Genomic DNA, 16,816 nt, shown 5'->3' with positions numbered 1-16,816 from the left:
CACACCGGACGGCGGCCCTCGTCGTTGCTGTCAGAGGCGGGCTTTGACCGCCGCCGAGAGCCGCGACCCGTCGGCCTTACCCGCGGCCAAGGCGGTGGCGACCTTCATGACCTGACCCATCTGCCGCATTCCCGGCCGCTCACCGAGCTCCTCGGCGACCTGGGCGATCGCGTTGTCGGCCACCTGAGCCACCTCGGCCTCGTTCAGCTGGGTGGGCAGGTACTCCTCGATGATCTCTTCTTCGGCGCGCTCGTTGGCGGCCAGTTCGCCACGCCCGTTCTGCTCGTAGACGGTCGCGGACTCGTTGCGCTTCTTGGCTTCCTTCTGCAGCACGGCGATCACGTCTTCGTCGGAGAGCTCCCGGGCCTGCGTTCCGGAGACCTCGGCGTTCTGGATCGCGGCGAGCAGCATCCGCAGGGTGGCCAAACGCAGTTTGTCCTTGGATTTCATCGCGGTGGTCATATCCGCGCGCAGTGTGGCTTTCAGTTCCGACATGGCTTCACGGTAGCCGTTCACCCACGACACTCCCATCACATTTTCATCGCGGACACATTCGGCCACCGCTGCGGTGATCGGTGCGGATTCACCCGCGCGGAGAAATTCCGACCGTTTGTGCGGAAACACACGCGCCGATCCGGGAGGGGGTCGCCTATGCTGGGCAAATGCCCGTTATCTCGACGTCCGCTGTCCGCCGAACCGCGTTGGGAGCCGCCGGGGCCGCCGTCGCAGGCATCGGATACGCCACGCTGATCGAACGCAACGCGTTCGTGCTGCGTGAGGCCACGATGCCGGTGCTCGCGCCCGGCTCGCCGACCCTGCGCATTCTGCACATCAGCGACCTGCACATGATGCCGGGTCAGCAACTCAAACAGCAGTGGCTGCGCGAACTCGATCGGCTCGAACCCGACCTGGTCGTGAATACCGGTGACAATCTTTCCCACCCCAAGGCCGTGCCCGCGGTGGTGCAATCCCTGGGCGCGCTGCTGGCTCGGCCCGGGCTGTTCGTCTTCGGTTCCAACGATTATTTCGCCCCGGTGCCGAAGAATCCGCTGAAGTATTTCAAGACCGATCACCGTCGCGTCTACGGCGATCCGCTGCCGTGGAAGGATCTGCGCGCGGCCTTCACCGAACGCGGCTGGCTCGACCTGACCCACACCCGCCGCGACCTCGAGGTCGCCGGAATCCGCATCGCCTCGGCCGGCGTCGACGACCCGCACCTGCAGCGCGACCGCTACGACACCGTGGCCGGTGCGCCGAACCAGCTCGCGCAGCTGAGCATCGGCGTCACCCACTCCCCGGAGCCGCGCGTGCTCGACCGCTTCGCCGAAGACGGCTACGACCTGGTGCTGGCCGGGCACACCCACGGCGGCCAGCTGGTGGTCCCCGGTTACGGCGCGCTGGTCACCAACTGCGGCATCGACAAGTCGCGGGTGAAGGGCGCCTCGCAGTGGGGTGAACACACCCAGCTGCACGTCTCGGCCGGTATCGGCACCTCCCCGTGGGCGCCCTACCGCTTCTGCTGCCGCCCCGAAGCCACCCTGCTGACCCTGGTCGGCGCGCCGCCCAAGCGCCCCACCACCAGCTCGGCACACGGCTACTCGGAATCCGAGGCCGTCGCCCGCTGATCCCGCACCCCCGCTGAGCAGCCAATTTAACGATTCGCGCCACCTCGTTGTAAGCTACTTCAGGTTCGCCTCACGGGGTGTGGCGCAGCTTGGTAGCGCGCTTCGTTCGGGACGAAGAGGTCGCAGGTTCAAATCCTGTCACCCCGACGTGTTGGTTGAGACACCGAAAAGCCTCTGACCTGGTTCTCCTGGTCAGAGGCTTTTTGCATGTCCACCTGCGGTGGTTGCCAGGAATGCGCGATGGGCGGCAGCAGCGGAATCGGTCTTCTTGAACAGCTCATAGACGGCGAAGTAGTTCTGGCTGCCATGTCCCTCGGCGATGGCGCGTTCGGCGAGTTCCTTCATCAGCCGCGGATGGTCGGAGTGCACACCCTGTTCTTCGCTGGTCCGGGTGATGTGTTCCAGCGCGTTCAGATTCATCGCCAGCGTGCCCAGCTCACCCGGATAGTGGGCGGCATCCAGATCGGGCGCTTGCTCGGTCAGCGACGCGTAATCGACCACGGTCGGCATGAACCAGCCGAGGGCGAGTTCGGCGAACTTCTGTGCCGAGACGTTCGCGGAATCGAGTAGGGCGGTGGCATGGAGCCAGCCGTTGATTGTCGTGTACATCATGTCGAGCAGGGCGGTGTTGTAGAGCACCGCCAGCCCGATATCGGCACCGAGATAGCGCGGGTCGCCCAAGCTCGCCAATGTCGTGCGGTGCCGATCGAAGACGCCCTGGTCGCCGCTGTACAGAATCACCGCACCGGGTTCGCCGATCAGGTGTGGCGGGACCATGATGGCGCCTTCGAGATAGTCGATGCCGCGCTCGGCCGACCAGGCGAGAGCCGCACGCGCTTCGGACGGCGTACCGGAGTTGAGGTTGACCAGGACCTTGCCTTCGAGCTCCGCGGCAGCGCCGTCCAAGACCCGGTACATGGTCGGGTAGTCGTTGAGGCACACGATGGTGATCGTGCTCGCGGTTGCCGCCTCGGCGACGGTCCGCGCCTGCTGCGCGCCCTTCGCGACCAGGTCGTCGGCTTTGCCGGGTGTGCGGTTCCATACGGTGAGGCGATGGCCCTGCTTCAGCAGTGCTCCGCCCAGCGCCGAGCCCATGGGCCCGAGTCCTAGGAGGCTGATGCGGTTGTCCTGCACGGTGTTCGAGAGATGTGTCATGTCAGGTACGGTAAAGTCTCACATCAATGTGAGGGTCAACTCGGAATTGGGCGGTGATCGCAGATGCGCATCGGGGAGCTTTCACACCGGACCGACGTCAGCATCCGCCTGTTGCGTTATTACGAGGAGCAAGGCCTGTTACAGCCCGCGCGGCAGCCCAGCGGGTATCGCGAGTACCGCGAAGACGACGTCGGGACCGTACGCAACATCCGCACGCTGCTGGCGGCCGGTCTCAGTACCCGCACGATCGCCGAGATGCTGCCCTGCATGGTCGACGAGGGACGAGGACTGGCGCCCGGGTGCCAGGAAATGCTTCCCGACCTTCATCGTCAGCAGAACCGAATCGCCGACGCGGTAGCCGAGCTACTGGCCGCACGCACGGTGCTGGACAGCATCGTGGCAGCGGCGCTACCGCCGAACTCCGCCGAGGCCGACGGCTGCCGCGCAGCCGAGAACACCGCGCCGTGAGCTTCTGCGACGAATGCCCTGAAATCGCATGAGTGGACGTTCGACGATTGGTTCATCGCACTTTCGGAAGCGTCAGGCGGTGGTGGGGATGCCGAGGTCGGCCAGGAGGGTGACTACTCGGCGGGCGATGTCGTCGCGGATGGGGCGGACCTGGTCCACTTCCAGGCCGGCGGGGTCGTCGATGATCCATTCCTCGTAGCGCACGCCTGGGACCAGGGGGCAGGTGTCGCCACAGCCCATGGTGACGATGACGTCGGCGGCGCGGATGATCTCGTCGGTCCAGGGTTTGGGGTATTCGCGGGAGATGTCTATGCCCACTTCGGCCATGGCGGCGACCGCGGCGGGGTTGAGCTGGCCGCCGGGGACCGATCCGCCCGACCAGGCCACCGCCCGGCCCAAGGCCAGGTCCTCGAAGTAGCCGAGGGCCATCTGGGAGCGGCCCGCGTTGTGGGTGCACAGGAACAGCACGGTGGGCCGCGGCCTGGCGACCTTGCCCTCGATCTTGGCCACCGCGTCGAGGCGCTGGGCGGCGAAACGTTCGGCCAGCAGCGGCAGGTACAGGGTGACGGTCGCGCGGGCGGCGAAATCGGCGTAGGAGGTGTGCAGGAAGTGATGGATCGTGGCGGGTTCGAACATCGTCGCGAACTCCACACGCAACCGCTGTTCGGCACGATCCAGGGCATCTCGGTGCTCGGCAATATCGACCACTGGTCAACACTTACCCGCCACGGCGCCGAACGCAAACGACCGGGCCGCCGTACCCCGTGTCGACCGGCCCGGTCGCTTCACTCATGACACGTCCTGCGAGCAACTGCGGTCCAGTCCTTCGGCGTGGTTACCGTCGGCAGTGCGGATTCAGCGTCTGGAAGAGCCACCGTCTGGTCTGCACCGCCGGGTCCGGCCGATCACCCCTCGAGACCGTCCGGACCCGGTTGCTCCGGTGTCTGAGAAAAGTTTGCGACGGAGGTCTCTAGAGGTTCTTAAGAACAACTTGTCGGTTCTCGGCGATGATGGAAGGACCGACAAGATGGAGAGCGACGATGGACACGATGATCGTCTGGTTGCTGGCGAGCCTGCTGTACTGGTTCAGCAACTTCTGACCCGACCGGTGGGCGCCGAGGCGCCCACCACCCCGACACCACCACGAGGCAGTTCGCCCCAGCGGCGTAGCTGCCTCGTGCTGTCGGCACCGTCACACACCCGCATGGAATGGGGCCGGACGGGTGCGCGTTGGAACTGTTCGTCGGCGCCCGAACAGCCCCGGGCCTCACCCCATTTGTCGCTACGAGCGACCACTCGCCGAGAGGCGCTTGTGGGGCGTCGGCACCCAGAACGCCGCCAGGTCTCCCTCATCGACCTGGCGGCGTTCGTCGTTTCCGCGCCCGGCTCGCACACCGGTCGCCGATCCACCACGATGGGCGGCATGGGAACGGACCCGCAGTTGCGGCGCACGCTCGGGCTGCGTGATTGTGTGGTGCTCGGGCTGGGGGCGATGGTGGGCGCCGGGGTGTTCGCCGCACTCGGGCCGGCCGCCGCGGCGGCGGGCTCATGGGTGCTGGGGGCGCTCGCGGTGGCGGCGGTGCTCGCCTACTGCAATGCCGTGTCGTCGGCTCGGCTGGCCGCGCTGTACCCGATGTCGGGCGGGACCTACGTGTACGGCCGGGAGCGACTCGGCCCGTTCTGGGGCTACCTGGCCGGGTGGGGGTTCGTGGTGGGGAAAACGGCGTCGTGCGCGGCGATGGCGTTGACCGTGGGCAGCTACGCGTGGCCCGGGCACGAACACGCGGTGGGGGTGGGCGCGGTGGTCGTGGTGACCGGAATCAACTATGTGGGGGTGCAGAAGTCGGCGGCGGCGACCCGCACGATCGTGTCGCTGGTGCTGGGCGTGCTGGCCGCGGTGGTCGTGGCCGGTGTCAGCGGGGATCACTCGACGGCGACGGTCCTCGACGCCGAGATCGGCCCGTACGGGGTGTTGCAGGCGGCCGGGCTGCTGTTCTTCGCCTTCGCGGGCTACGCGCGCATCGCCACCCTCGGTGAGGAGGTGCGCGATCCGGCGCGCACCATTCCGCGGGCGATCATGCTCGCGCTGGCCGGTGCGCTCACGGTGTACACCATGGTCGCGGTGGCCGCGCTGCTCACACTGGGCTCCGGTGGGCTGGCCGCCGCACCCGACCCGCTGGCGCAGGTGGTGACCGCTGCCGGAGCCGAGTGGCTCGCGCCGGTCGTGCGGGTGGGGGCGGTGCTCGCCGCGGCGGGGTCACTGCTGGCGCTGATCCTCGGCGTCTCGCGGACCACGCTCGCCATGGCCCGCGACGGGCACCTACCCGGCCCGCTGGCGGCCGTGCACCCGCGATACGGGGTGCCGCACCGGGCCGAGCTCGCGGTGGGCGCGGTCGTGGCGGTGCTGGCCGCGACCATGGATCTGCGCGCGGCGATCGGGTTCTCCTCGTTCACGGTCCTCGCCTACTACCTGATCGCCAACCTGTCAGCCGCCACGCTCACCGCTGCCGAGGCCGCCGGCAAGCAGGCGCCTGCGATTTCTGCCGAGCCCACGCAGGCAACTCACGGCGAGCCTCCACACGCAACTCCCGCCGAACCCCCACCCGCAACTCCCGGCAAGCCCCCACACGCAACCTCCGGCGAACCACCGCACGCAACTCCCGCCGAACCCCCACCCGCAACTCCCGGCAAGCCCCCACACGCAACCTCCGGCGAACCACCGCACGCAACTCCCGCCGAACCCCCACCCGCGGCCTCCGGCGGGCCGGGTGACGACGAATTCACTGGGCGCACTTCTGGTCTCGGTGCGATACGAGGACGGCGCAGACCCGCACGTTGGATTCCGGTGCTCGGCGCGGTGGGTTGTGTCGTGGTCGGGTTCGCGCTGCCGCTCGGCTCGGTGCTGACCGGGCTCGGGGTGCTGGCGCTCGGGGCGGCGGTGTACGCGGCGCGACACCGCGCGGGCCGACCGACACGCCCGTGATCAGGGATCATGTGGCCCTGCTATACACGTTACGGTGAGCTGGGCGGGCTACCCTCGTCCACATGGGGCTGATCAGGGGTGTGCTGGCGGGATCATGTGCGGCGGCGTTGGTTTCGGCGAGCCTGTTCGCCGCACCGGCGCAGGCCGCGCCGAGCGGCTCGACCACCTGCGAGGTGACCTCACAGCGTGAGCTCGAGCGCGCGGCACCGGAACAGGTGGGCCTCGACTCGGCGAAACTCGATGCGGCACTGCAGTTCGCGGCCTCACGTAACCGGCTCAATGTGCAGGTGTTCCGGCACAACTGCCTCGTCGGCGAGGGTGCGCGCAACGACGAAACCGGCACGGTGCCGTGGAACATCTGGAGCGTCACCAAGTCGGTCGTGTCGATGCTCGCCGGAATCGCTTCCGATCAGGGGAAACTCGCGATCGACGCGCCCATCGACCGCTACCTGCCACCCGGCCTCGGCGACGCGGTGCACCGCTCGATCACCGTGGAGCATCTGCTCACCGAGACCTCCGGCATGAAGGTCGGCGTGCTCACCGAAGGCATCACCGCGGTGATCCCGGTGGACCCGAACAGCGCGGTGCAGGCACTGGCGGTGCCGTTGGCCAACCCGCCCGGCACCGCGTTCAGCTACAGCCAGCGCAACGTCGACCTGCTGTCGTATGTGATCGAACTGGCCGTCGGCCAACCACTGCAGCAGTTCGCCCAACGCGAACTGTTCGACCCGCTCGGTATCCCCGCCGGCGACTACTACTGGGCCAAGGACCGATCCGGGCACACCTACGGATACGCCCACCTGATGCTGCCGCCCGACGACCTCGCCAAGATCGGGCTGCTCGTCGCCAACGACGGCCGCTGGGGCGCCGAACGGGTGATCTCGGCCGACTACCTGCGCCGCGCCCGCACCCCCTCACCCCAGAACCCCTGCTACGGCTACCTGTTCTGGGTGGGCGCCGGCTGCGCCGAGTCACCGGAGTTCCTGCCCGAAGGCTCGTTCTTCATGTCCGGGCTGGCGTTGCAGAACGTCTTCTTCGTCCCCGAACTGGACCTGATGGTGATGTGGACCGGCGCGTTCGGCAACATCAGCGCCTACGGCCCGAGCGGGATCCTCGCCCACGCCGAGGAACTACCGCACGAGTTCTTCCGCCACCTGTTCGCCGCGTTCACCGACACCCCCGTACCGACCCCCGAACCGTACGTGGAACCCCCTTTGCAGTTCGACCCGAAGTCGCTGATCGACGCCGAAATCCTGCTGGCCGTCTTCGGCATCGGCCCCGGCGCCTACCCCGGGTGCACCGTCTTCGACTGCCTCAACCAGCCACTGGCACCCCCCTTCGCCAGCATCCCCCCAGGCTGCGCCGTCCTGGCCTGCCTAGGCGACGACCCCCGAACTCCCGGCATCCGAACCATCCGCTGAAGCGCGCCTCACAGCGCCCACACGCCCCGACACCACACCCCGAACACCCCCCAAAACAAACAACGCGACGCCACCACAGACCAATAACCCGCCCGTGATGACGCCGCGCCCCAGAGCGCCCCGCGCCCCAAAAACTCAGTTGTTCAGCAGAACTTCCGCAATCTGGATCGTGTTCAGCGCAGCACCCTTACGCAGATTGTCCCCAGAGATGAACAACGCCAGCCCACGCCCGTTCGGCACACCCGGATCCTGCCGGATACGCCCGACGAGCGAGTCGTCCTGACCGGCAGCAGCCAGCGGCGTCGGCACGTCGACCAACCGCACACCGGGCGCCTTACCCAGCAGTTCCTGCGCCTGCTGCACCGAAAGCGGTTCGGCGAATTCGGCGTTGATCGACAGCGAGTGTCCGGTGAACACCGGCACCCGCACGCAGGTGCCACTGACCAGCAGGTCGGGCAGGCCGAGGATTTTGCGGCTCTCGTTGCGCAGTTTCTGGTCTTCGTCGGTTTCGCCGGACCCGTCGTCGACGAGGTCGCCGGCCAGCGGGATCACGTCGAACGCGATCGGCGCCACGTACTTGTTGGGTGCCGGGAACTCCACGGCCGAACCGTCGTGCACCAGCTTCTCCGCGTCGGCGGCCACCGCACGCACCTGCGAGGCGAGTTCTTCGACACCGGCGAGCCCGGATCCCGAGACGGCCTGGTAGGACGACACGATCAGGCGCTGCAGGCCGGCTACGTCGTGTAGCGGCTTGAGCACCGGCATCGCGGCCATGGTGGTGCAGTTGGGGTTGGCGATGATGCCCTTGGGCAGGTTGCGGGTGTCCTCGGGGTTGACCTCGGCGACGACCAGCGGCACCTCGGGGTCCTTGCGCCAGGCCGAGGAGTTGTCGATCACGGTCACACCGGCCGCGGCGAAGCGCGGGGCCTGCACGCGTGACATGGCGCCACCGGCGGAGAACAGTGCGATGTCGAGGCCGCTCGGATCGGCGGTCTCGGTGTCTTCGACGACGATTTCCTCGCCGCGCCACGGCAGGGTCTTGCCCGCCGAACGCGCGGAGGCGAAGAACCGGATCTCATCGACCGGGAAGTTGCGTTCTTCGAGCAGTTTGCGCATCACGGCGCCGACCTGTCCGGTCGCGCCGACCACTCCTACACGTACGCCCATCGTTTATCGCCCCGTTCCGCCGTGGACGACGGCCGCTTCGTCGCCGCCGAGATCGAATGCGTTGTGCAGCACCTGCACCGCCTGGTCGAGTTCGGTGTCGCGTACCAGCACCGAGATCCGGATCTCCGAGGTGGAGATCAGGTCGATGTTGACGCCGGCTTCGGCGAGCGACTCACAGAAGGTCGCGGTGACGCCGGGGTGCGACTTCATGCCCGCGCCGACGAGGGAGACCTTGCCGATGTGGTCGTCGGAGAGGATCTCGGCGAAGCCGATCTCGTCCTGTCGCTTGGTGAGGATCTGCACCGCGCGCACCAGGTCGGTCTTGGGGCAGGTGAAGGTGATGTCGGTCTTGCCCGTGTCGACCTTGGAGATGTTCTGCAGCACCATGTCGATGTTGATCTCGGCGTCGGCGACCGCGCGGAACACCTTGGCCGCGTAGCCCGGCTCGTCCGGCAGTGCCACGACGGTCACCTTGGCTTCGCTGCGATCGTGCGCGACGCCGGTCAGGATTGCCTGCTCCACGGGAATGTCCTCCATAGATCCGAAAACAGTGGTGCCGATCTTGTCGGTGTAGGACGACCGGACATGAACGGGCACGTTGTAGCTGCGCGCGTACTCCACGCAGCGCAGCATGAGCACCTTCGAGCCACAGGCCGCCATCTCGAGCATCTCTTCGTAGGAGATGTTGTCGAGCTTCTGGGCGTCGGGCACGATGCGCGGGTCGGCGCTGAAGATGCCGTCGACGTCGGTGTAGATCTCGCAGACGTCGGCGTTGAGCGCCGCGGCCAGGGCGACGGCGGTGGTGTCGGAACCGCCGCGGCCCAGCGTGGTGACGTCCTTGCTGTCCTGGCTCACGCCCTGGAAGCCGGCCACCAGCACGATCTGCCCCTCGTCGAGGGCTTCTTGCAGGCGGCCCGGGGTCACGTCGATGATCTTGGCTTTGCCGTGCGCACCGGTGGTGATCACGCCTGCCTGCGAGCCGGTGAACGAACGGGCCTCGGCGCCGAGGGTGTGGATGGCCATGGCCACCAGCGCGTTGGAGATGCGTTCACCGGAGGTGAGCAGCATGTCCATTTCGCGAGCGGGTGGCGCGGGGGCCACCTGCTCGGCGAGGTCGAGGAGTTCGTCGGTCGAGTCGCCCATCGCGGAGCAGACCACGACGACGTCGTGGCCTTGCTTCTTGGTCTCCACGATCCGTTCAGCGACGCGCCGGATCCGCTCGGCGGTAGCCACCGAGGATCCTCCGTACTTCTGAACTACGAGAGCCACAGCAACGGTCCTTCACGATCGGCGTCAGGGGTATCAGCGACCAAGGGTACCGGCCGTCGACCCCTGGTTCGGTTGCTACCTACCTTCGCTGTGGAAAACGACACAGGCTTGTCACCTGGCGATGACCTCGCCGTTCAGGCCCGTTCGAACCAGGTGACCTGGGCGCCGTTGTCGAATTGCTTGCGCCGCAGCGGGGTGAAACGTGACGGTTTGAAGACGCCTGTAAAGGCAGGTATCCCGTCGCCCGCGATGACCGGATAGCTCTTGAGGATCAACTCGTCGATCTCGTCGAGGAGTTGCCCGGCCAGCTTCCCGCCGCCACAGAGCCAGATGTCGCCGCCGTCGCGCTGCTTGAGTTCGCGCACGAAGGCGACGGGGTCGCCGGCGACGATCTCGACGTCGGGATGCTGCTGCTCGAGGGTGGTGGAGAAGACGTACTGCTTCAGGTGCGCGAATGGGCTGGGTGCGCCTTCGGCCAGGCCCGGTTCGTAGGTGCCGCGACCCATCAGCACGGTGTCCCAGTTCCTGTTCGGCGTGTCGACGTCCATGCCGATCTGCGCGCGCAGGTGTGTCGGGATGGCTTCGGGGAATTCCGCGCTCAGCGAGGCCGCGTATTCCTGGGTGACCGGATAGAAGTCGACTTCGCCGCCGGGGCCCGCGATGTAGCCGTCGATGGAAGCGCCGATGTAGTAGACGAGCTTTCGCATAGTTACTGCCCAATCTGTAGTACTATGTTTGAAGTGGTTTAAACGTAGTACTACAACCGGAGTGGTGTCAAGTGCGAACTAATCCCGAACGACGGCAAACCCTGCTCGACGCGGCCATCGAGGTGCTCGCCGAGCAGGGCGCCCGCGGCCTCACCTTCCGCGCGGTGGACAAACAGGCCCGCGTGCCGGCGGGCACCGCGTCGAACTACTTCGCCAGCCGCGACGAACTGCTCACCCAGGCCGGGGTGCGCTTCTACGAAGTGATCCAACCGAGCGCGGAGACGATGGCGCTGGTCAGCGACGGTCCCAAGACCGTGGACCACATCACCGCGCTGATGAAGGAAGTGGTCGGTCGCCTGGAATCGCACCGCACCGCCTACCTGGCCCTGCTCGAGCTGCGACTCGAAGCCACCCGGCGCCCGGAACTGCGCGAAGTCCTCACCGAACGGGTGCGCGCCGACATCGACTTCAACGTGCGCAACCACCTGGCGTCGGGCCTGCCCGGCGACGCGGACTCGGTGCTACTGCTCTACCTGGCGCTGAACTGGCTCATCGTCGAACACCTCACCCTGCCGGGGATCTTCACCGAGCAACAGAGCGCCGCACTGATCGAAACGGCCGTGGCGCGTGTGATAAGCGGCTGACCGGTCATTTGTCCAGACCATAGACGTGTTGACGATCACTGGTACACCTGTGCACAATCGGGCGCGAAAGCTGCGGGTTCGGAGGACAGACACAGTGCGCTCGAAGATCGACATCCGATTCACCGTTGACGCCGATATCGACCAGGTGATGGACGCCCTGTTGGCCGTCGACCTGTTGGGCGAATGGTCCACCTCCTACAGCAATGTCCGGGTCGGCCCCCGTGACGCCGACGGCAGACCACGCCGGGTGTTCGTCACCGCCCATTTCATGAACAATTCCGACGACCAGGTCCTCGAATACTCCTGGGAGCCCAACCGGGTGTCCTGGGTGGTGGCCGACAGCAGCCGCGGCTCCAAGGGTGCCGGCTGGTTCGACCTGCTCGCCACCCCGGAAGGCACCGAAATCGACTACCACGTCGAACTGTCGCTGCCGTTGCCCATTCCGGGCATGCTGTTCAACCGCACGTTGCGCAAGGCCAACGACGAAGTGGTGGCCAACTTCATCGACTTCGCCGAACGCTTCCCCGAAATCGAGGGCTACGCCGTCGGCTAGCCGGTTGCCCGCCAACACGGCGCTCGGGTGCGACGATGATCGCCATGACCGGAAAACGCCGTGCCCGGTTCCAGCCGGTCGCCGAGAACGCTTCGGTGACCCAGCTCGAACTGTTCTTCGACCTGGTGCTCGTGTTCGCCCTCACGATGGTCACCGCGCTGGCCGCCGACGACCCCACCGCGACGAACCTGTTGCGCGCGGGCCTGGTCCTGGCCCTGATGTGGTGGGTGTGGATCGCCTACTCCTGGGTGGGCAATGTGGTGCGCGCCGACGAGGGCATCACCCGGATGGCGATGTTCGCCGCGATGGGCGCCACATTCGTCGCCGCGCTCACCATCCCGGAGGCGTTCACCGACCTGCCCGGCGGCTGGTTCGGCCCACTCGTGTTCGCCATCGCCTATCTCGTGGTGCGCCTGGTGCACGTGGCCATCTTCTGGTCGATCAGCGCCGACGACACCCAGTTGCGCGGACAGCTGCTGCGCTGGTCACTGGGGTCGATCACGCTCGGCACCACCCTGCTGGTGATCGCCGCGATGACCACCGGCACCGTCCAGATCCTGCTCTGGATCGCCGCGATCACCGGTGACATGCTGTGGACCTGGGCCGCGGGCACCGACTGGCGACTGAACTCGGCCAGCCATTTCGCCGAACGGCACGGGCTCATCATCATCGTCGCGCTCGGTGAATCGATCGTCTCCATCGGCATCGGCGTGGCCGGACTGCCCATCTCCTGGCCGATCGTGCTGGGATCCATGCTGGGCCTGGCCGTCTCCGGTCTGTTGTGGTGGCTCTACTTCGACGTCGCGGCGATCGCAATCGAACACGCCCTGGCCGAGGCCGCGGGCTCACGGCGGATCAAGATCGCGCAGATCTGCTACACCTACGGCCACTTCCCGATGATCGTCGGCGTGATCGCGCTGTCGCTGGGACTCAAGAAGGTCCTGTACTACGTGGGCGATTCCTCCCACCACACGCTGACCGAAGCGTTGCACGGTGTCCCGCTGTGCGCGTTGTTCGCCGGACCGGCCATCTTCCTGCTCGCGCTGGTGGGCACCAAGTACTACGCGACCCGGTCCTTGTCGAGTGCCCGGGTGGTGGTCGCGGTGCTGCTGTTCGCGGCGATCCCGGTGGCCACCCGGCTACCCGCGCTGGCCGCGCTGGCGCTGCTGTGCGCGGTGCTGGCGGCGCTGACCATCTGGGAGACAGTGCGCTTCGCCGAACCGCGCGACGCGATCAGACACGCTTGAGCTGACCGAGGTGGTGACGCACGCCGTGTTCGGTGGGCGTCGCCCCGCGTTGTGAGGGCGGCACCTTCACCCCTGCGCGCACGGCGGCGTTGATCTGGTCCAGGTTCTCGCGCAGCATGTCGGCGACGAGTTCGTCGGTGCGCGGGTCGTCGAGCAGTTGACGCAGCATGCGGTACACCGTGTCGGCGACGAGCCGGATGATGTCGTCGTGGAACGGGACGTAGCGCAGCTTGCCGGTCTGCGGGTCGTTCTTGATCAGGTCCATGATCAGCTGATCGACCTCGGCGTGGTTCTCCTCCAGCGCCGCGGCGATGTTCTGGGTGTAGTGACCGGCGCGCAGCACATTGGACACCTCGTCGAGGATCGCGACCGTCATCGGCCGCTTGATCACATCGACGATGGTGCCCACGAACCGGTTCACCACCTTCGCGGTGACCCGCTCCCCCAGCGCCCGGTCGGCGACCCGGCCCAGCCGGATCAGGATCACCACGATCCGCAGCAACCGGAACCCGCGGAACAGCGGGCTGGTCACCGGGATCATGCCCAGCACCTCGTACCAGTAGACGAACGGGAACGACCAGGGCCAGCCCGCGCGCCGCCAGCGCCACACGAACTCGGTCAGAAAGATCGCGCAGATGCTCCAGTCGACCACCACGATCGCCCGGTAGGTCGACCCGGACACGGGGAAGAAGGTGATCCACCCGACCAGCACCACCGACACGATCGCCAGGATCAGCATGAAGATGTCGGTGCGCAGCGTCGGTGTCTTGGACCGCACGTCCGGCAGCGCTTCGACCCGTTCGATCCCCGGTGACGCCACCTGTTGCTCCTGTGTTCTCCGGCGGCGGGGCCGCGTGTTCGGGTCTGTACCTTGCCCACGCTAAAGGGTCGGCGCGCTGCGCGAGGTGAGTTGCGGTTGCGCCGGTGGCGTGTTCAGCCGCGCAGGATCGCTTCGATATTGCGTTCGGCCAGCGCGGTGATGGTCAGCGACGGATTGACCGTGGCGGTGCTGCCCGGGATCGCCGCCCCGTCCATCACGTACAGACCGGGGTGCCCGTGTACCCGGCCGAAGGCGTCGGTGGCCTTGCCGAGCACCGCGCCGCCGAGGGGGTGGGCGGTGAAGTCGGCGTTGGCGTCGTAGCCGAGGGCGCCGTATTCGGCGAGTGCGCCCGCGCCTTCGGCGATGCGGCGGTCGACGGCACGGGCCGCGTCGACGACGGCGCGCTGGGTGCCCGCCGACCAGGTCAGCCCGACCTCCCCGGACCGGTGGTAATCGAAGCGGGCCCTGGTCGGGTCGAGCACCATGCCCAGCGACGCCAGCGCGCCGGTCTCGAACGGGATGCCGGGGATGTACCAGTTCTCCAGCGTCAGCGGTACGGCCGAGTCGTCGTAGATCCGGCTGGCGCTCGGCACGCCCTGCCCGTGCCCGGCCAGCGAACTCGCGCCCCGGGCCAGCACCACATCGCCGTTGGTGCCCCAGCCGGCACCGATGTGCTCGTTGAGATTCGGCAGGGCGCCGGTGGCCTGGGCGCGCACCAGCAGTTCCGAGGTACCCACCGAGCCCGCGCCGAGGAACAACTGGTCGCAGGTCAGGGTGCGGGTGCCCAGGGTCCGGCCGGTCGGGTCCAGCTTGGTCACCGAGACCACGAACCGGCCGCCGGACTCCTGGGCGATGCTGTCGACCCGGTGCCCCGGATACACCCGCGACTTGCCCGTCTCACCTGCGTAGCGCAGGTAGTTCTGGTTCAGGTCGAACTTGGCGCCGTTGGAGTTGCCCAGGTTCGAGCGGGCCACGGTGGCCGACGGGCGAGAGGTGCCGGCCAGTTCGCCGCGCAGCACGTCCCAGGTGAAGATCGAGTCGTTGGGCACCGGTCGGTAGCCGGCCGCGCGGACCTGGTCGTCCCAGGCGCGCGAGTGGGTGAACGGCGAGGAGTTGTAGATGTCGGCGGGCATGGTGTCCAGGCGCAGCATCTGGCGCACCCGGGGGTAGTACACCCGTTCCAGCTCGCCGAAGTCGACGAGGCCGCCGAAGACCTGGTCGAAGAGTTCGCGTGGCGGCGCGACCATCGCGCCGGTGAAGATCACCGAACCGCCACCGACCGCCGCGGCCCGCCACACATCGATGCCCGGGTATTCGGTGACGTCGAGGACGCCGCCGAACGCGCCGAAACTCATCGGCACCTTGGTGACGCCGGTGAAGTTCGTGCGGTGCCAGAATCCGCGCCCGTCGGGCAGGTCGTCACCGGTGAAGATTTCGCGCCACGGGTCGTTGGGCCAGCGCGAACCACGCTCGAGCACCGTGTTGACGACACCGGCCTGCGCCAGGCGCAGCGCGGTGACGGCGGCACCGAAACCGGAGCCGATGACGATCGCGGGGGTGTGCTCGGGTGCGTCCGGTACGGGTTCGAAGATCTCGGGCACCCAGGACGGGAACATTGCCGTGCGCGGGTCGGCCGCGGCGGGCGTGTACGGCAACGTCGTCGCGACAGCACCGGCGATCGTCGCCAGTCCCGCCGCCTTGAAGAAGGCGCGTCTGTGCACCAGGCCACCTCCCTCATCACGCATGGCCGAGCGCAGAATACCGCGTAACTACCGGATCGCCCCGCTAGTGGGCTTTTTTGTCGAAAGTCACCATCAGTGGGCGCGTTCAGCTCGTCAGCAACTGCACGACCGCGATCGTGCCGACCACCACGATCACCGCGCGCAGCACATTCGGCGCCAACTTGCGGCCCACCTTCGCGCCCAGTTGCCCGCCGATGATCGCCCCCACCGCGATCAACGCGACCACCTGCCAGTTCACCTCGGCGATCACGATGAACAACGCCGCGGCCACCCCGTTCACGATCAGCGCCAGCACGTTCTTCACCGCGTTGAGCCGCTGCAGATCGTCGTGCACGAGCACCCCGAGCAGACCGAGCAGCAGCACGCCCTGGGCCGCGCCGAAGTACCCGCCGTAGATGCCCGTGCCGTACACCGCGACCAGCAGGATCGGCCCACCGTGCTCGGGTGCCACCGTGTCGCCGGTTTCGCGGCGCCGCTTCACCCACGCCGCCAGCCGTGGCTGCACCACCACCAAAATCAGCGCCATGATGATCAGCACCGGCACGATCGCCTTGAACGCGCCGGGCGGCATGGTCAACAGCAGGACCGCGCCGGTGATACCGCCCAGCAGCGAGGCCGTACCCAGTTGCAGCAGTCGCGCACGCTGGCCGCGCAGCTCCCGGCGGTAGCCGATGGCCCCACTCAGCGAGCCCGGCACCAGACCGATCGTGTTGGACACGTTCGCGGTCACCGGCGGCAGCCCGAAGGCGAGCAGAGTCGGGAAGGTGATGAGTGTGCCGGAGCCCACGATCGTGTTGATGCCACCGGCCGCGATCCCCGCCGCGAAGATGGCCACTTGCTGCAACCAAGTCATGCGAATTCCTTTGTGACGTCTCGTCGGACACGGTGGTCCGTACAAGCGTGTGGTTCGAACTCGAACCGTACCGGTCAGCCTGATGTCGGCAGGTCCGGGCCGATTTTCCCAGGCCGCTTACCAGCGAGGGTGAGCACGCGGTAGGCTCGCAGGATCATGCAG

The 16,816-nt window shown here is 67.4% G+C and carries 15 protein-coding genes, 1 tRNA gene and 1 pseudogene; 8 read left to right on the top strand and 9 right to left on the bottom strand.

The annotated features are described in order from the left end of the window. Positions 1-30: 30 nt before the first annotated feature. A complete protein-coding gene (locus tag ACFO5K_RS22050) occupies positions 31-495 on the bottom strand; it encodes a GatB/YqeY domain-containing protein (RefSeq protein WP_378566113.1) in 465 nt (154 codons plus the stop codon). A gap of 167 nt (positions 496-662) precedes the next feature. Here ACFO5K_RS22050 and ACFO5K_RS22045 point away from each other — a divergent pair, with 167 nt between their 5' ends. After that, positions 663-1,625: a metallophosphoesterase gene (locus tag ACFO5K_RS22045; protein WP_378566110.1), complete on the top strand. Its 963-nt coding sequence runs from the start codon at positions 663-665 to the stop codon at positions 1,623-1,625. Between the two features lie 73 nt (positions 1,626-1,698). Further along, a tRNA-Pro gene (locus tag ACFO5K_RS22040) sits at positions 1,699-1,772 on the top strand. A gap of 45 nt (positions 1,773-1,817) precedes the next feature. On the opposite strand, the gene ACFO5K_RS22035 is transcribed toward ACFO5K_RS22040, so the two are convergent. Then, positions 1,818-2,780 carry an NAD(P)-dependent oxidoreductase gene (locus ACFO5K_RS22035; protein ID WP_378566107.1) on the bottom strand — a complete coding sequence of 321 codons (963 nt, stop codon included), beginning with the start codon at positions 2,778-2,780 and terminating at the stop codon, positions 1,818-1,820. A 63-nt stretch (positions 2,781-2,843) separates the two neighbouring features. On the opposite strand from ACFO5K_RS22035, the gene ACFO5K_RS22030 reads away from it, so the two are divergent. After that, positions 2,844-3,248 (top strand): MerR family transcriptional regulator, encoded by a 405-nt coding sequence (locus ACFO5K_RS22030; RefSeq protein ID WP_378566104.1) that lies wholly within the window; start codon positions 2,844-2,846, stop codon positions 3,246-3,248. A 72-nt stretch (positions 3,249-3,320) separates the two neighbouring features. Here the strand turns inward: ACFO5K_RS22030 and ACFO5K_RS22025 are convergent, their stop codons facing one another. After that, positions 3,321-3,956 (bottom strand): arsenate reductase ArsC, encoded by a 636-nt coding sequence (locus tag ACFO5K_RS22025; RefSeq protein WP_378566101.1) that lies wholly within the window; start codon positions 3,954-3,956, stop codon positions 3,321-3,323. Between the two features lie 715 nt (positions 3,957-4,671). Here ACFO5K_RS22025 and ACFO5K_RS22020 point away from each other — a divergent pair. Next, positions 4,672-5,793 (top strand): annotated as a pseudogene (locus ACFO5K_RS22020) (APC family permease); the annotation flags it as partial. A 500-nt stretch (positions 5,794-6,293) separates the two neighbouring features. Beyond that, the gene (locus ACFO5K_RS22015) at positions 6,294-7,652 is read left to right on the top strand and encodes a serine hydrolase domain-containing protein (RefSeq protein ID WP_378566098.1); all 1,359 of its coding nucleotides are present in this window, start codon (positions 6,294-6,296) and stop codon (positions 7,650-7,652) included. A 135-nt stretch (positions 7,653-7,787) separates the two neighbouring features. On the opposite strand, the gene ACFO5K_RS22010 is transcribed toward ACFO5K_RS22015, so the two are convergent. From ACFO5K_RS22010 to ACFO5K_RS22000, 3 genes are all read right to left on the bottom strand, one after another. Further along, entirely contained in the window at positions 7,788-8,819 is a 1,032-nt protein-coding gene (locus ACFO5K_RS22010; RefSeq protein WP_378566095.1) for an aspartate-semialdehyde dehydrogenase, read from the bottom strand. A 3-nt stretch (positions 8,820-8,822) separates the two neighbouring features. Next, positions 8,823-10,088: an aspartate kinase gene (locus ACFO5K_RS22005; protein ID WP_378566092.1), complete on the bottom strand. Its 1,266-nt coding sequence runs from the start codon at positions 10,086-10,088 to the stop codon at positions 8,823-8,825. A 134-nt stretch (positions 10,089-10,222) separates the two neighbouring features. Continuing rightward, entirely contained in the window at positions 10,223-10,795 is a 573-nt protein-coding gene (locus ACFO5K_RS22000) for a dihydrofolate reductase family protein (protein ID WP_378566089.1), read from the bottom strand. Between the two features lie 71 nt (positions 10,796-10,866). Between ACFO5K_RS22000 and ACFO5K_RS21995 the strand changes: the two genes are divergently transcribed. The 3 genes from ACFO5K_RS21995 (at position 10,867) to ACFO5K_RS21985 (ending at position 13,239) form a co-directional block, all read left to right on the top strand. Continuing rightward, positions 10,867-11,439: a TetR/AcrR family transcriptional regulator gene (locus ACFO5K_RS21995; protein ID WP_378566086.1), complete on the top strand. Its 573-nt coding sequence runs from the start codon at positions 10,867-10,869 to the stop codon at positions 11,437-11,439. Between the two features lie 94 nt (positions 11,440-11,533). Continuing rightward, positions 11,534-11,992, top strand: coding sequence for an SRPBCC family protein (locus tag ACFO5K_RS21990; protein ID WP_378566083.1), 459 nt, complete (start codon positions 11,534-11,536; stop codon positions 11,990-11,992). A gap of 44 nt (positions 11,993-12,036) precedes the next feature. Continuing rightward, on the top strand, positions 12,037-13,239 hold the full coding sequence (locus ACFO5K_RS21985; RefSeq protein ID WP_378566081.1) for a low temperature requirement protein A: 1,203 nt from the start codon (positions 12,037-12,039) through the stop codon (positions 13,237-13,239). On the opposite strand, the gene ACFO5K_RS21980 is transcribed toward ACFO5K_RS21985, so the two are convergent. From ACFO5K_RS21980 to ACFO5K_RS21970, 3 genes are all read right to left on the bottom strand, one after another. Beyond that, complete coding sequence (locus ACFO5K_RS21980) at positions 13,226-14,059, bottom strand: ion transporter (protein ID WP_378566078.1); 834 nt, start codon at positions 14,057-14,059, stop codon at positions 13,226-13,228. The genes ACFO5K_RS21985 and ACFO5K_RS21980 overlap by 14 nt on opposite strands. A 113-nt stretch (positions 14,060-14,172) precedes the next feature. After that, positions 14,173-15,804 carry a GMC oxidoreductase gene (locus ACFO5K_RS21975; protein ID WP_378566075.1) on the bottom strand — a complete coding sequence of 544 codons (1,632 nt, stop codon included), beginning with the start codon at positions 15,802-15,804 and terminating at the stop codon, positions 14,173-14,175. Between the two features lie 82 nt (positions 15,805-15,886). Next, positions 15,887-16,654, bottom strand: a complete 768-nt coding sequence (locus ACFO5K_RS21970) for a sulfite exporter TauE/SafE family protein (protein ID WP_378566072.1) — start codon at positions 16,652-16,654, stop codon at positions 15,887-15,889. Between the last annotated feature and the right edge of the window lie 162 nt (positions 16,655-16,816).

It is taken from the genome of Nocardia halotolerans (assembly GCF_042650145.1).
In the GTDB taxonomy this organism is placed as follows: domain Bacteria; phylum Actinomycetota; class Actinomycetes; order Mycobacteriales; family Mycobacteriaceae; genus Nocardia; species Nocardia halotolerans.
This window is presented reverse-complemented; position numbering and strand designations above follow the sequence as displayed.

Excerpts from the sequence above, each read along its gene's own strand:
- ACFO5K_RS22050 (WP_378566113.1), bottom strand. The coding sequence starts at position 495 with ATGTCGGAACTGAAAGCCACACTGCGCGCGGATATGACCACCGCGATG.
- ACFO5K_RS22045 (WP_378566110.1), top strand. The coding sequence starts at position 663 with ATGCCCGTTATCTCGACGTCCGCTGTCCGCCGAACCGCGTTGGGAGCC.
- ACFO5K_RS22035 (WP_378566107.1), bottom strand. The coding sequence starts at position 2,780 with ATGACACATCTCTCGAACACCGTGCAGGACAACCGCATCAGCCTCCTA.
- ACFO5K_RS22030 (WP_378566104.1), top strand. The coding sequence starts at position 2,844 with ATGCGCATCGGGGAGCTTTCACACCGGACCGACGTCAGCATCCGCCTG.
- ACFO5K_RS22015 (WP_378566098.1), top strand. The coding sequence starts at position 6,294 with ATGGGGCTGATCAGGGGTGTGCTGGCGGGATCATGTGCGGCGGCGTTG.
- ACFO5K_RS22010 (WP_378566095.1), bottom strand. The coding sequence starts at position 8,819 with ATGGGCGTACGTGTAGGAGTGGTCGGCGCGACCGGACAGGTCGGCGCC.
- ACFO5K_RS22000 (WP_378566089.1), bottom strand. The coding sequence starts at position 10,795 with ATGCGAAAGCTCGTCTACTACATCGGCGCTTCCATCGACGGCTACATC.
- ACFO5K_RS21985 (WP_378566081.1), top strand. The coding sequence starts at position 12,037 with ATGACCGGAAAACGCCGTGCCCGGTTCCAGCCGGTCGCCGAGAACGCT.
- ACFO5K_RS21975 (WP_378566075.1), bottom strand. The coding sequence starts at position 15,804 with ATGCGTGATGAGGGAGGTGGCCTGGTGCACAGACGCGCCTTCTTCAAG.
- ACFO5K_RS21970 (WP_378566072.1), bottom strand. The coding sequence starts at position 16,654 with ATGACTTGGTTGCAGCAAGTGGCCATCTTCGCGGCGGGGATCGCGGCC.